The following is a 16,160-nucleotide window of genomic DNA, read 5'->3' as shown; positions in this document are numbered from 1 at the left end:
CATATGCGCTCCAAGGGAAGGGCGGGCTGCGATGCGCAGATTTCCCTGGTTTGCAGGGCGGGGATCGACCTCGGGACCGGAGCTGACACACTAACCGGGCCCCGCGCCCGGAGCCCCATTCGCACCGCCCGCACCAGGGCCCTCGCCGCCAGGACCCGCCCCCTCCCCGGCACGGGCCCCGACCATCCGCTGCTGGTCTCCGAACCCGGGCCGGAACCGTGCCCCCCGAACAGTCAGCGTCGCCTCGGATCCCGGGCTGTGAGAGACCGGTGTGTCAGTGACGTCCGAAGGACGACGAACGCTGACGTGTTTGCGTGGAGAGGACAGGCCCGGGCAGGGTAAACCCGGGCCGGTCGGTCACAGGCGGCCGGTGAGCATGCCGTGCCAGTACACCGGTGGCAGTACGTACCGCTTGAACACCCACATGTCGCGCCGCTCCTTGAAGGTGTTGATCAGCGGAAAGGTGGGCGAGGGCTTCAGGTCGTAGTCGAACTCGGCGAGCAGCATCCGGTCGCGCGCGGTCACCAGCGGGCACGAGGTGTAGCCGTCGTACCGGCGCGTCGGGGTCTTGCCCTTCATCGCGTCCAGCAGGTTGGCGGCTACGACCGGGGCCTGCTTGCGCACGGCCGCACCGGTCTTGGAGGTCGGCAGGTTCGCCACGTCGCCGAGCGCGAACACGTTCGGGTACTGCGGGTGCTGCAGCGTGTGCTTGTCCGCGGCGACGAACCCCAGGGGATTCGCCGGGTCGGCGAGCGGGCTGTCCTTGACCCAGTCGGGCGCGCTCTGCGGCGGGACGGCGTGCAGGAGGTCGTAGTGAACGGTCTCCTCCGTGCCGTTCGCGTGGTCGGTGAGAACGACCTCGCGGCGGTCGCCGTCCACGGCGGTCATCTCCGACCGCAGCCGCACCTCGATGCCGTACCGGGCGGTCACCTGCTCCAAGGTGCGGGCCCACTCGGGCACCTTGAACAGGGTCGGGTCGGGAAGGACCAGAATGATGCGGATCCGGTCGAGGACCTTCTGCTTGCGCCAGTAGTCGGCGGCCAGGTACGCGATCTTCTGCGGTGCGCCGCCGCACTTGAGAGGCGTGGCCGGGTGCGTGAACACGGCCGTGCCGGAGCGCATCCGCTTGATCAGGTCCCAGGTGCGCGGGGCGTACTCCGGTGCGTAGTTGCTGCTCACCCGGTCATGTCCCACCGCCTTGGCGAGCCCGGGCACGGCATCCCAGTCCAGTTGCAGCCCGGGGGCCATCACGAGGTGCTCATAGGCGAGTTCGTCGCCGCCGGACAGTGTGACGGTGCGGGCGTCGGGGTCGACGGCGAGGGCGTGCCGGCGTATCCAGCGCACTCCGTCGGGGATGACGGACGCCTCGGAACGGCGGGTGCTGCGCAAGGAGGCCTGACCGCCGCCGACCAGGGTCCACAGGGGCTGGTACCAGTGCGTGTCGGACGGTTCGACGAGGGTGATGTCGGTGACGCCGGCACGGCGCAGGCGGGCCGCGACGCTGATGCCGGCGCTGCCGCCGCCGATCACGGCGACGCGGTGTCGGCCGGCGATCGCCTGGTTGTGGGGTGAAGGGCTGGCGACCATGATGGAGATCCTTTCCGTCTGACCCTGCGTCCGTGAGGTGGATCGTCGGCGTCGAGGCCGTGGGGGCCGCGTCCCCGCCTGCCGACCGAGGCCGTGGCGCGCGCCTGGAGGCGGCTCCGCAAGTCGACTCGGCACCTCCTTGAATACCCCGGGGGGTTTATTGCCGGTGAGTGTACGGAGGTGCCCGGAAGGCGGTCAAACACCTGGCGGGGTATTTGCCTACGGGGTAAAACATCCGACTTGGCCGGATCGGTTCAGCCGTCCGGGTCAGGCTGCGGGGCAGGCGCTGCTGCGCACCCGGGCCTGCGCCATGTTCGCCATCAGCCCCATCTGAGCGACCATCCCTGAACGGGCGCCAGTCGGCCCGTCGACGTGCATACCATGCTCGTAGTCCAGGGCCGATGCAATGACTGGCTGGAGGACACGATGACGCAGCCGTTCCCCGATCCCGCACAGCCGGGACCGCCCCCCGGGCCGGGACCGACCCCGGGACCGGAGCCGACCCCCGAACCGGGCCCCGCACCCGGACCCGTGCCACCCGAACCGGGGCCCATGCCCCCCGAGCCGCCGGGGCCCGGCCCCCTCCCCGGCCCCGGTCCCGACAGTCCACAGCCCGTCCCGGAGCCCGTACCCGGTCCGGAACCGAGCCCCACCCCCGAGCCGTCCCCGTCGCCGATCCCTCAGCCACCGGGCCCGGACCCCGTTCCCGAGCCCGAACCGGGGCCGCCGCTGAAGTAAGGGTGGTTGGTGAACAACGGAGGTGGCCCGGTGCGCCGGGCCACCGTCATGCCCGCGGCCAGGGCCTGTCGTCACATTCCCGTCTGCCCCGCGACGCCTGGCACGCTCCCCCAAACTTTTCGAGCAGGGGTGAGCCCCACTCGCCGCACCGGGCGAAAGCCCAAGTACGTCCAGTACGAGGACTTCCGCCCGGCATTCCCTCAAGCTGCTTCGAGCAGGGGGCCCCAGAGCGCGCACCAGACGCCGCGGGGCCGCCCTTCGGGCGACGACGGGAATGTGCGTAAAGGCCCTGGCTAGGCCTCGACCTCCGACCGGTCCTCGCCCCACAGTGTGTGGAACGAGCCCTCGCGGTCGGTCCGCCGATACGTGTGCGCCCCGAAGAAGTCCCGCTGCCCCTGGGTGAGCGCGGCGGGCAGCCGCTCGGCGCGCAGGGCGTCGTAGTAGGCGAGCGCCGCGGCGAAACCCGGCGTGGGGACGCCCTGGCGGGTCGCGGCGACGAGGACCTCGCGCCAGTCGTCCTGCGCGTCCGCGATCTCCTGCGCGAACGTCTTGTCCGACAGCAGGCTCGGCAGGTCCGCCCGGGCGTCGTAGGCGGCGCGGATACGGTCCAGGAAGGCCGCCCGGATGATGCAGCCGCCGCGCCAGATGGAGGCCACCTTGCCGAGGTCGATGTTCCAGTCGTACTCCTCGCTGCCCGCCGCGATCTCATGGAAGCCCTGGGTGTAGGACACGATCTTCGAGGCGTACAGTGCCTGCTCCACACGGTCCGCGAACGCTGCCGCCTCCGCCTCGCCCAGCGGTGCCGCCTTCGGCCCGGCGAGGCCGCGCGAGGCCTTGCGCAGCGCCGTGTGCCCGGACAGCGAGCGGGCGAACACCGCCTCCGCGATGCCCGGCACCGGCACACCCAGGGCGAGCGCGATCTGCACGGTCCAGCGGCCGGTGCCCTTCTGCTCCGCCTGGTCGAGGACCACGTCCACGAACGGCTTGCCGGTCGCCGCGTCCACGTGGGAGAGCACCTCCGCCGTGATCTCGATCAGATACGAGTCCAGGCGACCGGTGTTCCAGGCGCGGAAGATCTCCGCGATCTGCGCGGGGGAGCGGCCTGCGACATCACGCAGCAACTGGTAGGCCTCGCCGATCAGTTGCATGTCGGCGTACTCGATGCCGTTGTGGACCATCTTCACGAAGTGGCCGGCACCGTCCGGTCCGACGTGGGTCACGCACGGTGCGCCGTCCTTCGCCTTCGCGGAGATCTTCTCCAGCATCGGACCGAGGGAGGCGTACGACTCCGTCGAGCCGCCCGGCATGATGCTCGGCCCGTGCAGCGCGCCCTCCTCGCCGCCGGAGACGCCGGTGCCCACGAAGTGGATGCCCCGCTCGCGCAGCTCCTTCTCCCGGCGGCGGGTGTCCGCGAAGTGCGCGTTGCCGCCGTCGATGATCATGTCGCCGGGCTCCAGGAGCGGGGCGAACTCCTGGATCACGGCATCGGTCGGCGCGCCTGCCTTCACCATGATCATCAGGCGTCGGGGCCGCTCCAGCGCGGCCACGAACTCCTCGACGGTCTCGGTCGGCACGAAGTCGCCCTCGTGTCCGAATTCCTTCACGAGGTCGTGCGTCCGGTACACGGTCCGGTTGTGCAGGGCGACCGTGTAGCCGTTGCGCGCGAAGTTGCGCGCGAGGTTGCGGCCCATGACCGCGAGTCCCGAGACGCCGATCTGGGCTGACGTGCTCATAACGGTTGGCTCCTAGAGATCATGGAATCGGCGATGCCGGTTCGGTCCTGAAGACGTCCTCGATGAGTGGTTCCGGTCGTGCGGGTCAGTATGGACCGGTGACCATCCTGACGTGCCGGTACGCCCCTCGCATGTCCGGATCTCCCGGTGAGGACGACACGGATGGACCTTGTCCGTCCCCGCCGCGCGGATGGCGTCAACAAGACGGGAACCACGTCTTGTTGAGGCCATGGAGAGGCCGATTGCCGTCTTGTCATGGCCTGTTTGCAGCGCTTACTTTTGCCCCTCCTGACACATGTCGAGGGGGTCCCCATGGCCGTACGCGGTCGGCACCGCCGGTATCAGCCGACAAGGATCAACCGTGCCTCGCTCACCGTCACGGCGGGCAGCGCCGGTGTGGCGATCCCGCTCATCGGCGCCGGTGTGGCGCACGCGGCCGATGCGGACACCTGGAACAAGGTCGCCGCGTGCGAGTCGAGCCACAACTGGAGCATCAACACGGGCAACGGCTACTACGGAGGACTGCAGTTCACCCAGTCCACCTGGGAGGCCTACGGCGGAACGGCGTACGCCCACCGCGCGGATCTGGCCACCAGAGACCAGCAGATCGCCGTGGCCGAGAAGGTCCTCAGGGGACAGGGCCCCGGTGCCTGGCCCTCCTGTTCGGTCCGCGCGGGCCTCACCCTGCCTCACTCGAGCGGGGGGACCCCCACCGCGGCCGACCCGGGCCTGTCCACGCAGGACGCCAAGCGCTCCGTACGCGATGTGAAACCGCAGACCACACCGCAGTCGCAGGCGGGCACCACCGAGATGTACACGGTCGTGCGCGGTGACACACTCTCCGACATCGCCGACTCGCACCATGTCCGGGGCGGTTGGAAACGGCTGTACGCCGCCAACCGCGAGACGGTCGGGGACGACCCGGACAGGATCCTGCCGGGCCAGCGACTGGACCTGCATACCAAGGCCACGAGGCACAAGGAGCCGTCGAAGTCGACGCCGCCCCGGAAGTCGTCCACGCCGCCCCGCAAGTCGTCCACGCAGAAGAGAACTTCGAGCCCGGCCACCACCCACTCCCTGGTCGCTCCGGTGCACGCCGCGCTGGGCACGCCCTATCGCGCCGCGGGTTCCTCCTGGTCGAAGGGCTACCACACCGGTGTCGACTTCCCCGTACCCACCGGCACTTCCGTGAAGACGGTGGCGGCTGGGCACGTCGTCAGCGCCGGCTGGGGCGGCTCCTTCGGCTATCAGGTGGTCATCCGGCACGCCGACGGTCACTACACGCAGTACGCCCATCTGTCGGCGATCTCCGTGAAGGACGGGCAGAGCGTGGGGGCCGGTCAGCGCATCGGCCGCTCCGGCTCCACGGGCAACAGCACGGGCCCGCACCTGCACTTCGAAGTGCGCACGGGGCCCGGGTTCGGCAGCGACATCGATCCGATCGCCTATCTCCGGGCGCGCGGCGTCGGCGTCTGACGCGCACGGGGCGGGCGGTGGCCGCCGCCAGGAGGACGGGCTACGGCCGTGGCCCGGTCAGGACTTGGCGTGAGCCTGATGCCGGTCCAGCAGGTGCGTCGGCACGAACAGGCCACCGCAGAAGGGGCCGTACAGGCAGATCGGCTCGCCGAGGCGGGCCGGCTCCCTGTCCCCGTCCTCGTGCCCGCCCCCCTGGAACGGCGCCGGTACGAGCAGGTTCTCCTGGGTCGGGGCACTGGCCTGGACGGGTACCGAGGCCAAGACGTCCCCGACGGGCTCCGGCTCGATGACGGTTGCCGTGATGGGCTCCCCGGCCGGCTCGGTGACGGCCCCGGCGGCCGTCACCGCACGCGGTTCGCGGCCCATCCGCTCCGTGGTCAGCAGGATCAGACCGCCCCCGGCGACGACTCCGCAGCCCAGGGCGAGCGCGGTGCCCGTGGTGCCGTAGCGGAAGGTCTCCCCGAACGACGTGATGCCCACCGCGGCCGCCACCACCGGGTTCACGACCGTCAGTGTGGCAAGCGGCGCCGCGAGGCCCGCGCCGCGGTAGGAAGCCTGCGACAGCAGCATGCCGGCCATCGCGAAGACACCTATCACCGCCAGGCTCGGCAGGTCGTCGGGGGAGACTCCGCTCGTCCAGTCCACCGCGACCGTCTTCGTGAACACCGACGACATACCGAACGCGACACCGGACGCGACCGCCAGCAGCACACTGCGCACCGCCGGATGACGGTGCGCCGCGCGGGCCGCGATCATCAGCGCCACGATGCCACCGACAGTGACCAGGGCCACCATCACGCGCTGGGCGTTGCTCAGTGACCGGGCGTCGGAGGCGATGACCAGGGAGAGCAGGCCTGCCAGACCCACCGTCGCCATGACGGCACCCCGCCAGGCGTTCGCCCCGGCCCTGCGGCCCACGAACAGGGACGCCATCGGCAGCGCGAACACGATGGTGAGCGCGCCCAGCGGCTGGACCAGGCTCAAAGGACCGTAGGCGAGCGCCACCACGTGCAGCAGCGCGCCGAGACCGTTCAACATGACGGCGGCCCACCAGCCCGGCCGGTGCAGCGGCGCGTAGCGCCGGCCCGGCGAGGCGACGGCCACCTGCTCCTGCATGATCGCCCCGCCCGCGTACGCGACGGCGGAGACGAGCGACAGGAGCACGGACAACGCGAGGGCGCTCATGAGCGGCTCCTCTGCGTGGGGCCGGAGCGGCGGGCCCGGCAGGGCGGACGGTCGGCTTTCATGGGTAATACGATGCCGTGCGCCGTTCTTCCCGTCGTCGTACCTGAGCACGCATTGGGTCATACTGCCGATGGAGTACCGCGGTATGACCGTCCTCCCCGGGACGGGTGACCACGGGTCTCTCTTTCTGATGGTGCCCGGCGGCACCAGGGCGGCCGTACCCGCCAACTCGGCTTCGCCCGGCCCCTGAAGGCGGATCCGGCCGCCCCCATCGGGCTCCTCGCCTACGACCGCGGTGTTCTCGAGTGGCACGCGGCGCGCCCAGGAGCCGCGCACCGAGCGCCGATCCGCGACGCGTAACCGGGCAACTCCTTCGGTTGCCGCCAAAACTGACATTCCGCCAGCACCATAAGGGCAACGATGTCGATCTTCCGGAGGTCTTCCGAGATGAGATGGACCCGGTGCCTGCGCCTCGCCGCAGCGGGCGCGGTGACCGCCTCGGCGCTCTTCCCGCTGCCGGCCGCCCATGCCCAGCCGTCCGACGGCAGGTTGACCGACCTGGTCAACCCCTTCATCGGCACCCAGGACGAAGGCAACACCTTTCCGGGCGCCGCCGTGCCCTTCGGCATGGTGCAGTTCTCGCCGGACACCGGGCACAAAACCGGCTATGACTACACCCGGCACAAGATCCGCGGTTTCTCCCTGGTCCATCTCTCCGGCGCCGGCTGCGCCATCGGAGGGGACCTGCCCGTGCTGCCGACCACCGGTGACGTCACCGAGACCGACTACGCCAAGTACGCGGCCACGTTCAGCCACGCACGCGAACAAGCGAGCCCCGGCTCCTACAAGGTCGGGCTCGACACCGGCATCGAGGCCGAACTGACCGCGACCGAGCGGGCCGGCGTGCAGCGCTACACATTCCCGGCCACCGGCAAGGCGAACGTGCTGCTGAACGCGGGCCAGTCACTGCACAAGAACGTCTCCTCCAAGGTCGAGATCCTCGACGACCGCACCGTGCGCACCGAGATCACGGGCAGCGGCTTCTGCCGCTCCACCCGGCCCTACACGGTCTACACGGTCACCCGCTTCAACCGGCCGTTCACCGCCCACGGGACGTGGTACCAGGACTCGGTCACCCGAGGAGCGCGAAAGTCGTCCGGCCCCGGGCGCAACGGCGCCTACGTCACGTTCGACACCACGAAGAACCGAACGGTCGAGGCGACCACCGCGCTGTCCTACGTCGACGCGCACGGCGCGGACGTCAACCTCGGTGCCACGAAAGGACGTTCGTTCTCGCAGGTCCGGGAGGCAGCCCGCCGCGCCTGGGAGAGGCGTCTGGAGGGCGTCAAGGTCCAAGGCGGCAGTGACACCCTGCGCACCACCTTCTACTCGTCCCTGTACCGGTCCTTCCTCGCACCGAACATCGCCGGCGACGCCGACGGCCGTTACAAGGGCTGGGACCAGAAGATCCACCGCGCCCAGGGGTTCACGTACTATCAGAACTGGTCGCTGTGGGACACCTACCGCACCCAGTGTCAGCTCCTGTCCCTTCTCGCACCGCGCGAGTCGCGCGACATGGCGATCTCCCTGCTCAAGATCGACGAGCAGGGCGGCTGGCTGCCCAAGTGGGGCTACGGTCCGGTCGAGACGAACATCATGAGCGGCGACCCGGTCACCCCGTTCCTCACCAACGCCTACCAGCAGGGGCTGCTCAAGGGGTACGAGGAGCGGACCTACCGTGCGCTCAAGAAGAACGCCGACGGCGTGCCGCCCGCCGACACCATGTACACCGGCCGGGAGTCCAACCGCGAGTACATCGCGAACGGCTTCGCGCCCTACGTCAAGGGCCGCCCGTACGCCAAGCCCGGCGACTCCGACTACCACCACGGCGGTTCGGTGACGCTGGAGTACGCGCTGTCCGACGCGATGCTCGCGCAGATGGCGCGGGACCTGGGGCACGGCGCGGACGCGGCGCGCTATGCCGCCCGGTCGCGGAGCTATCGCAACGTCCTCGACCCCTCGACCGGCTTCGTCCGCGCCCGGGACACCTCCGGCGCCTTCGCCGGACCGGCCGACCCGGCCAGAAGCGTCGGCTTCCACGAGGGCACGGCCTGGCAGTACCAGTGGCTGGTGCCGCAGGACCTGCGCGGCATGATCGGCCTGATCGGCGGCGAGAAGGCCGCCAACGACCGGCTCGACGCCTTCTTCGCCTACGACCGACTGCTCAAGGAGCCCGAGAGGACCGCGCGCGAGGTGTGGGTGAACAGGGCGTACGCCTACTACAACGCGGACAAGTACAACCCGCAGAACGAACCCGACCTGATCGCGCCGTACGCGTACCTGTGGACCGGCCGGCCGTGGCAGACGACCGACGTGGTGCATGCGGCGCTGACCCTCTTCACGGACGGGCCCACCGGTATGACGGGCAACGACGACCTCGGCACGATGTCCGCCTGGAACGTGCTGTCGTCCATCGGCATCTTCCCGGTACAGCCCGGCTATCCCACCTGGGGGCTGACCACACCGGTCTTCGACCGGGTCGACCTGGTCCTGGACCGCGCCTACTACCCGCGCGGCCTGCTGACCATCACGGCGCCGGGGACGTCCGACGACAACCGGTACATCCAGAGGGCGCGCCTGGGGGGATCGGCCCTCGCACGCACGTACGTCACGACCGACGCGCTACGCCGTCTGGGTGTGCTGGAGTTCACGGTCGGCGCGCGGCCGTCCGGGTGGGGCACGGCGCCGGATGCCGCGCCACCGGTACTGAAGTGACCTCGCACGCCTCACGAGTCCCGCCTCTTGCGGAGAGGCGAGACTTCACCTGTCGTTAACTGTACGTAGCCTGATCGTACTTGACCGTAATCGCCTGTCGGAGGTTGACTTCTTGCTTCCCACCCCGTCGACGCGAGGCAAGCCATTGACTTCTGACCTGCTCGCACCACTCGACCTTGCATTCTGGAACATCGAGTCCGCCCGGCATCCGATGCACCTCGGTGCCCTCGGCGTGTTCCCCTGCCACTCGCCGACCGCGGGCGCCCACGCCGCCGATCTGCTGGCGGTCCGGGCCGCCGCGGTACCGGGGCTGCGTATGCGGATCCGCGACGTCTGGCTGCCGGACGTACGCCTTCCGCGCGACCTCGCCGACGTACGGCTCCCGCTCGCCCTGGGCGGCGCGGCCCGGGAACCCGTTCCCGACTTCGACCCGCTCGACCACGTACGGCTGCACGCCCCCACCGCCGACTTCCATGCCGTCGCGGGCCGGCTGCTGGAACGCCCGCTGGAGCGCGGCCGGCCGCCGTGGGAGACGCACGTCCTGCCGGGGGAGTCCGGCACCTCGTTCGCCGTCCTCTTCAAGTTCCATCACGCGCTCGCCGACGGACTGCGCGCCCTGACGCTCGCTGCCGCGATCATGGACCCGATGGACATGCCGGAGCCCCGTCCGCGCCCCCCTGAACCCACCCGTGGCCTCCTTCCCGATGTCCGCAAACTCCCGGGACTGCTCCGCGGCACCCTGGCGGACGTGGGCCGGGCCCTGGACATCGGCGCCTCCGTCGCCCTGTCCACCCTCGGTATGCGCTCCTCGTCCGCCTTCACCTCCGAGCCCAGCGGCACCCGCTGCACCGCCGGCGTCGTCATCGACCTCGACGAGGTGCACCGGGTACGCAAGTCGGCGGGCGGCACCGTCAACGACGTCCTCATCGCGGTCGTCGCCGGCGCCCTGCGCCGCTGGCTGGACGAACGCGGCGACGGCAGCGAGGGGGTCGCGCCCCGCGCCCTGATCCCCGTCTCCAGGCGCCGGTCACGCACCGCCCACCCACAGGGCAACCGGCTCTCCGGCTATCTGATACGGCTCCCGGTCGACGACCCGGACCCGCTGACGCGGCTGCGCACGGTGCGCACGGCCATGGACCGCAACAAGGACGCCGGGCCCAACCGGGGTGCGGGCGCCGTCGCGCTGCTGGCCGACCACGTGCCCGCGCTGGGGCACCGGCTCGGCGGACCGCTGGTCAGCCAGGCCGCCCGGCTCTGGTTCGACATCCTGGTCACCAGCGTGCCGCTGCCCAGTCTCGGTCTGCGGCTCGGCGGCAATCCGCTCACCGAGGTCTATCCGCTCGCTCCGCTGGCCCGCGGCCAGTCCCTGGCGGTAGCGATCTCGACGTACCGCGGCCGGGTCCACTACGGGCTGGTCGCGGACGGCCGGGCGGTGCCGGACCTCGGCCGGCTGGCGCGCGCGGTGCCGGAGGAGGTGGAGACGCTGCTGGCGGCCTGCCGCGCGTGAACGGAGGCCACCGCATCGAGGCACATCCCGTCTGCGTGGGTGCGCGGTCGCGCGGGCGGGGCGCGGGGCGTGATACGGAGCCTCGGCGCCCTGCCACCGGCGGTCGCGCGGCACAGCCGTCGTGTGCGGTCCCGGGTGGGCCCCCGCGCACGGCGGCTTCGGCCGCTGCGTGGCGCCCCGCGGGGCAGGTATGACGGCCCGGCGGCGCAGGGTCGAGCCGCCATCCGCCCTCCTGTCGCCCGGCGCCGCGCTTCCTTGATCATCTCGGGTTTGGTGACCCGGCCCGGCGCTCCGTAAAATTCCCTGTTCGAAAGCGAGCGCGGTCCGAGCGCTGCGCAAGTGAGCGAGGAACGGCAGCGCGATGACGGTGACTGAGGACGGTCTGGCGGGCGGCGGCCCGGAGGCCATGGACGGGGTGTCGTACGGCCCCGGTATCGACCCGGAGCGCCTGGCCGTCTGCCTCGGCGTGCTCGAGGAGCTCGACCGGCTGGAGGTCGACCACCCCGACGCGATCAAGGTGCGCCGGGCCACCTCGCACATCTACCGCGTGGTCAAGCAGCGCCGCCGCTCGGAGCGCCGCGCCGCCAAGACCGCCCACGACAAGGTGGTCACCGAGGCCACGGCGACCGGCTCCGCGCAGCGCATCGACGACGAGACCGAGGGCATTCTGCCGTCGTCGACCACCGAGGCCGGCCGGGTCGCAGGGATACTCCAGCGCCCGCGCGCCTGCTACGTCTGCAAGACCCGCTACGCCGAGGTCGACTACTTCTACCACCAGCTCTGCCCGAAGTGCGCCGTCGAGAACCGTGCCCGCCGCGACGCCCGGGCCGACCTCACCGGCAAGCGGGCGCTGCTCACCGGCGGCCGCGCCAAGATCGGCATGTACATCGCGCTGCGCCTGCTGCGTGACGGCGCCCACACCACGATCACCACACGCTTCCCCAACGACGCGATCCGCCGCTTCAAGGCCCAGCCCGACAGCGACGAGTGGATCCACCGGCTGAAGATCGTCGGCATCGACCTGCGCGACCCGGCCCAGGTGGTGGCGCTGGCCGACTCGGTGGCCGCCGAGGGCCCGCTGGACATCCTGATCAACAACGCGGCGCAGACCGTACGCCGCTCCCCGCAGGCCTACAGCGAGCTGGTGACCGCCGAGTCCGCCCCGCTGCCGGCGGGTGAGCTGCCGTCCGCCGAGGTGATCGGCACGTTCGGCTCCGGGGCCGTGGCCGCGCTCCCGGTCGCCGGGGGCGGCGCGCTCACCGCCCAGGACGTCACCGACCTGGCACTGGTCTCGGGCTCGGCATCGCTGGAACGCATCGCGGCGGGCACGGCGATCGACGCGGGGGGCCTCGTCCCCGACCTCCACGACAGCAACAGCTGGGTCCAGGCGGTGGAAGAGGTCACGCCCATCGAGTTGCTGGAGGTCCAACTGTGCAACTCCACGGCGCCCTTCATCCTGATCAGCCGCCTGCGCACCGCCATGGCCGCCTCCTCGGCCCGGCGCACGTACATCGTGAACGTCTCCGCGATGGAGGGCGTCTTCAACCGCGGGTACAAGGGCGCCGGCCATCCGCACACCAACATGGCGAAGGCCGCCCTGAACATGCTCACGCGCACCAGTGCGGACGAGATGTTCGAGAAGGACCGCATCCTGATGACGGCCGTCGACACGGGCTGGATCACCGACGAGCGTCCGCACCCGGACAAGGTGCGCCTCGCTGACGCGGGCTTCCACGCCCCGCTCGACCTCGTCGACGGCGCGGCCCGGGTATACGATCCCATTGTGCGCGGCGAGCAGGGCGAGGACCTGTACGGCGTCTTCCTGAAGGACTACGCGCCCGGGAAGTGGTGAGTCCGGAAGTGGTCCGGAGGGCGGCGACGCGACGCCCCTGACGTGTCGCCCGGCGTCGGCCGGGAACTCGGTCCCTGGTGATTACCGCGGGAGGAGTTCCCATGGCCATTCCACATGACATCGATCCACGCGCAGCCGAGGATCCCCGCAACGTCTATCCGAGCGACGATCAGTTCTACCAGGCCGACCGTCCGCCCGGTCACGTACTGCCGGAGGACCGACCACGCGGCGGCGGCCCCGCGGTCCCGCTGAGACACCGTGGGACCTGGGGCACTGTTGCGCTGATTGCCTGCATCATCGTGGTGATCATGGCCGGGATCGCACTGTTCCCGTGAGCGATCGCTACGGGTGACAGGGCGCGTGTGACCGCAGCCGGCCGGGGACGGCATACGTCCCGGAGAGCGAGCTCTCCGGGACGTACGCCGTCCCCGGCCCTTGTCCTGCCGACGCCGGTGACCTGGTCGCGCTCACGTCCGTACCGACGCGTGTCCTCGGGCCCGTACGGCGAACAGGCCTCCCGGCTCGCCCCTTCTTCGCCCTACGGGATCATGACGGGCCGCCGGGAAAACCCGGTGACCGCGTCCCCGTCCGACACGACAATGGGGCTCCACGGCGCCTGTTTCACCCCATCGCTTCACCCGAGGAAGGCGGCCCACTGTGACCGTCACCAACGTCCTGCTCTCCGGCATCGTCGGCTCGACCGCGTACGGGCTCGCCCACGAGGGCTCCGACGTGGACCGGCTCGGCATGTTCGCCGCGCCCACCGAGGAGCTGCACGGCCTGCGCCGGCCCAAGGAGTCCCACGTCAGCACGGCCCCCGACCACACGCTGCACGAGGCCGCGAAGTGGTGCAGGCTCGCCCTCGGCGGCAACCCGACCGTCATGGAACTCGTATGGCTTCCGGCCGAGTTGTACGAGGTGCGGACCCCGCTCGGCGACGAGCTGATAGCCATCCGTACGTCCTTCCTGTGCGCCGAACGCGTCCGCGACGCCTATCTCGGCTACGCCACCCAGCAGTTCAGGCGCCTCGAAGCCCGGGGAGACGGACCTTTCTCCGCGGACACCCGCAAGCGCATCGCCAAACATGCACGTCACCTGAAGCGGCTGTGCCACCAGGGGCTGGAGTTGTACGCCACCGGGAAGCTGACGATCCGCGTCGAGAACCCGGAGGAATACCACGACTTCGGTGAACGCGTGGCCGCGGACGTCACGGTTGCCAGGCCGCTGCTCCAGTCCTTCGAGAACGCCTTCGACGAGACACGCGGTGTACTGCCGGACGAGCTCGACGAGACCGCCGTGGAGGCGTGGCTGCGAGGCGTCCGTGCCCACTACTACGCGCCGGAATGAGCCTGCCCCTGCGTGCCCCGCAGCGGGTTCCCTGACCTGCCCGGGGCGGCGACGGAGGCACGGTCGTGCCGGACCGTCGCCGCGCCCGCCTCTCCCCAGCGGAGTCGTCCCCGCGTCGGTGGCGCGCACGCCCGTACTGCCACGCGCAGGAAGCAGGCCATGACGAGCTTGCAACGGGACGTGAACTGAGCACCGCGCGCGCCGATCCGCACACCCGTGGCGCTGGCCCGGAGAACGGTTCGACAGTTGGGCCGAATGGGTGACTTCGCACGAGACGATGGCCGTCAAAGTGGTTAAGAATACGGATGAATGGGTGTAGGCGACGCGAGGCAGAAGCCTGGTTGTTTCAGCCCCATCGAGCGGACCTCCGCTCATTTGGTTAATCTGGTTTGTGGCGGACAGCCTTCGGGGTGCCACCCGCACCCACGGTCCGTCCCGGGACATGCCAGTCACCACGGCTTGTTCTCGTAAGAGTTGCCGGCGCCACCGCGTCCGACCTGTTGACGACTCAGACCTGAGCGGACGTCGAGGCACAGCGGCAGACTGGGCTGGTACGTCCCGAGGGTTACCTGACACATAAGGAGTGCGCGGTGACACCGGAGAAGACGAATCGCGATCAGCGCCCCAAGGAACGTGCGGAGCGCGGGGGCCGCCGGACGGAGAAGCAGCTCGGCAGCCTGGACGTGTGGGCCAGGTCGGCCCCCATCCGGCTGGCCGGCTATGAGGACGACCTCGCCGAGCCTCACATCCTGCCGAGTGTCGACTGAACCGGCGGGATCCGACGTGATCGCTGACGGCATGGGCGTGTCGGACTCGCGTCCATGCTGATCAGGGAAGCCGTGGCCGACGACTGGCCGCGGATCTGGCCCTTCTGGCACCGGATCGTCGGCCGCCGGCGAAACCTACGCCTGGGACCCGGACACCACCGAGCGGGCGGCCTGCGCGCTGTGGATGGCGCCGGCCAAACGCGTGTACGTCGCCGAGGACGACACCGGGGCGGTCGTCGGCTCGGCCTATGTCGCCCCGCACTACGGTGGCCCCGCCGCGGGCATCGCCGACGCCGGATTCATGGTCGACCCGGACCACGCGGGCCGCGGCGCCTGCCGAGCCCTGGCCGAGCATGCCCTGGCCGCCGCAAAGGCCCTCGGCTACCGAGGCATGGCCTTCAACGCGGTCGTCGAGACCGACCCTGCGGTGAAGCTGAGGACATCCCTGGGGTTCGCGATCCTGGGCACGGTTCCGGACGCGTCCGAGCACCCCCGGTTCGGGAGGGTCGGGCTGCATGCCACGTACCGGTCGCTCTGAGGGGGGCCGTTGGTGAACCGGGGGAGGGGGGAGTCCCCACGCCACCGCTGACGGTCGCCGGCGCCTCGGCCGGGGTTCACCCGGACGTGATGGGCATCGGCCCCGTCCCCGCCACTCAGAAGGCTCTGGCGCGTACCGGCTGGACCATCGGCGACATCCAGGAGGCCGAGTTCAACGAGGCGTTCGCCGCACAGGCCCTCGCCTGCGTCGACCGTCTCGGCATCGACCCGGAGCTGGTCAACCCGACCGGCGGTGCCATCGCCCTCGGCCATCCGCTCGGCTGCTCGGGAGCGCGCATCCTGACGACCCTGCTCCATCGCATGCGCCGCACCGGCGCGGCCCGCGGGCTCGCGACGATGTGCGTGGGCGTCGGGCAGGGCAGCGCGGCGCTCGTCGAGCGGCACTGAGGCCAGGTCAATACGCATACGACACAAGGGAATTCCGGTACATTCGGTCGACCCACGGGCCTGTCGGAGGCCTACGGAGTGTGCCACCTGGCGAGACGGCTCCGACCTCACCAGATGCGTGGCCTAGTGCCGTGGCAGGCAACGTTCGCCCCGTCGCGACGCCCGGCACGCACTCTCGCCGCGCCAGACGAAAGCCCAAGTACGTCCAGTACGAGGGCTTCCGTCCGGCACGCCGAGAGCACGCACCG

10 protein-coding genes and 2 pseudogenes are annotated in these 16,160 nt (G+C 70.6%); 9 read left to right on the top strand and 3 right to left on the bottom strand.

Annotation, left to right across the window (positions count from 1 at the left end):
* Nucleotides 1-357: 357 nt before the first annotated feature.
* Together BIV24_RS13000 and gndA are read right to left on the bottom strand one after the other, a co-directional pair.
* Nucleotides 358-1,587: an NAD(P)/FAD-dependent oxidoreductase gene (locus tag BIV24_RS13000; protein ID WP_071366425.1), complete on the bottom strand. Its 1,230-nt coding sequence runs from the start codon at nucleotides 1,585-1,587 to the stop codon at nucleotides 358-360.
* 1,031 nt (nucleotides 1,588-2,618) lie between these two features.
* Entirely contained in the window at nucleotides 2,619-4,058 is a 1,440-nt protein-coding gene (gene gndA / locus BIV24_RS12995; RefSeq protein WP_071366424.1) for an NADP-dependent phosphogluconate dehydrogenase, read from the bottom strand.
* Between the two features lie 312 nt (nucleotides 4,059-4,370).
* On the opposite strand from gndA, the gene BIV24_RS12990 reads away from it, so the two are divergent.
* Nucleotides 4,371-5,534, top strand: coding sequence for a transglycosylase family protein (locus BIV24_RS12990; protein ID WP_071366423.1), 1,164 nt, complete (start codon nucleotides 4,371-4,373; stop codon nucleotides 5,532-5,534).
* Between the two features lie 57 nt (nucleotides 5,535-5,591).
* On the opposite strand, the gene BIV24_RS12985 is transcribed toward BIV24_RS12990, so the two are convergent.
* Nucleotides 5,592-6,719 carry a DMT family transporter gene (locus tag BIV24_RS12985; RefSeq protein ID WP_107459397.1) on the bottom strand — a complete coding sequence of 376 codons (1,128 nt, stop codon included), beginning with the start codon at nucleotides 6,717-6,719 and terminating at the stop codon, nucleotides 5,592-5,594.
* Between the two features lie 447 nt (nucleotides 6,720-7,166).
* Here BIV24_RS12985 and BIV24_RS12980 point away from each other — a divergent pair, with 447 nt between their 5' ends.
* The 8 genes and pseudogenes from BIV24_RS12980 to BIV24_RS12950 all read left to right on the top strand — a co-directional run.
* Entirely contained in the window at nucleotides 7,167-9,494 is a 2,328-nt protein-coding gene (locus BIV24_RS12980) for a GH92 family glycosyl hydrolase (RefSeq protein ID WP_071366422.1), read from the top strand.
* Nucleotides 9,495-9,639: 145 nt separating this feature from the next.
* The gene (locus BIV24_RS12975) at nucleotides 9,640-11,001 is read left to right on the top strand and encodes a wax ester/triacylglycerol synthase family O-acyltransferase (protein ID WP_071366421.1); all 1,362 of its coding nucleotides are present in this window, start codon (nucleotides 9,640-9,642) and stop codon (nucleotides 10,999-11,001) included.
* 361 nt (nucleotides 11,002-11,362) lie between these two features.
* Nucleotides 11,363-12,853 (top strand): SDR family NAD(P)-dependent oxidoreductase, encoded by a 1,491-nt coding sequence (locus BIV24_RS12970; RefSeq protein ID WP_071366420.1) that lies wholly within the window; start codon nucleotides 11,363-11,365, stop codon nucleotides 12,851-12,853.
* 101 nt (nucleotides 12,854-12,954) lie between these two features.
* Nucleotides 12,955-13,188 carry a hypothetical protein gene (locus BIV24_RS12965; RefSeq protein ID WP_071366419.1) on the top strand — a complete coding sequence of 78 codons (234 nt, stop codon included), beginning with the start codon at nucleotides 12,955-12,957 and terminating at the stop codon, nucleotides 13,186-13,188.
* Nucleotides 13,189-13,510: 322 nt separating this feature from the next.
* Nucleotides 13,511-14,200 carry a nucleotidyltransferase domain-containing protein gene (locus BIV24_RS12960; RefSeq protein ID WP_071366418.1) on the top strand — a complete coding sequence of 230 codons (690 nt, stop codon included), beginning with the start codon at nucleotides 13,511-13,513 and terminating at the stop codon, nucleotides 14,198-14,200.
* Nucleotides 14,201-14,790: 590 nt separating this feature from the next.
* Entirely contained in the window at nucleotides 14,791-14,967 is a 177-nt protein-coding gene (locus BIV24_RS34370; protein ID WP_177198705.1) for a hypothetical protein, read from the top strand.
* A gap of 54 nt (nucleotides 14,968-15,021) precedes the next feature.
* Nucleotides 15,022-15,505: pseudogene (locus tag BIV24_RS12955) on the top strand (N-acetyltransferase family protein).
* Between the two features lie 53 nt (nucleotides 15,506-15,558).
* Nucleotides 15,559-15,912 (top strand): annotated as a pseudogene (locus BIV24_RS12950) (3-oxoadipyl-CoA thiolase); the annotation flags it as partial.
* Nucleotides 15,913-16,160: the final 248 nt, after the last annotated feature.

It is taken from the genome of Streptomyces colonosanans, assembly GCF_001866645.1.
Taxonomy (GTDB): domain Bacteria; phylum Actinomycetota; class Actinomycetes; order Streptomycetales; family Streptomycetaceae; genus Streptomyces; species Streptomyces colonosanans.
This window is presented reverse-complemented; position numbering and strand designations above follow the sequence as displayed.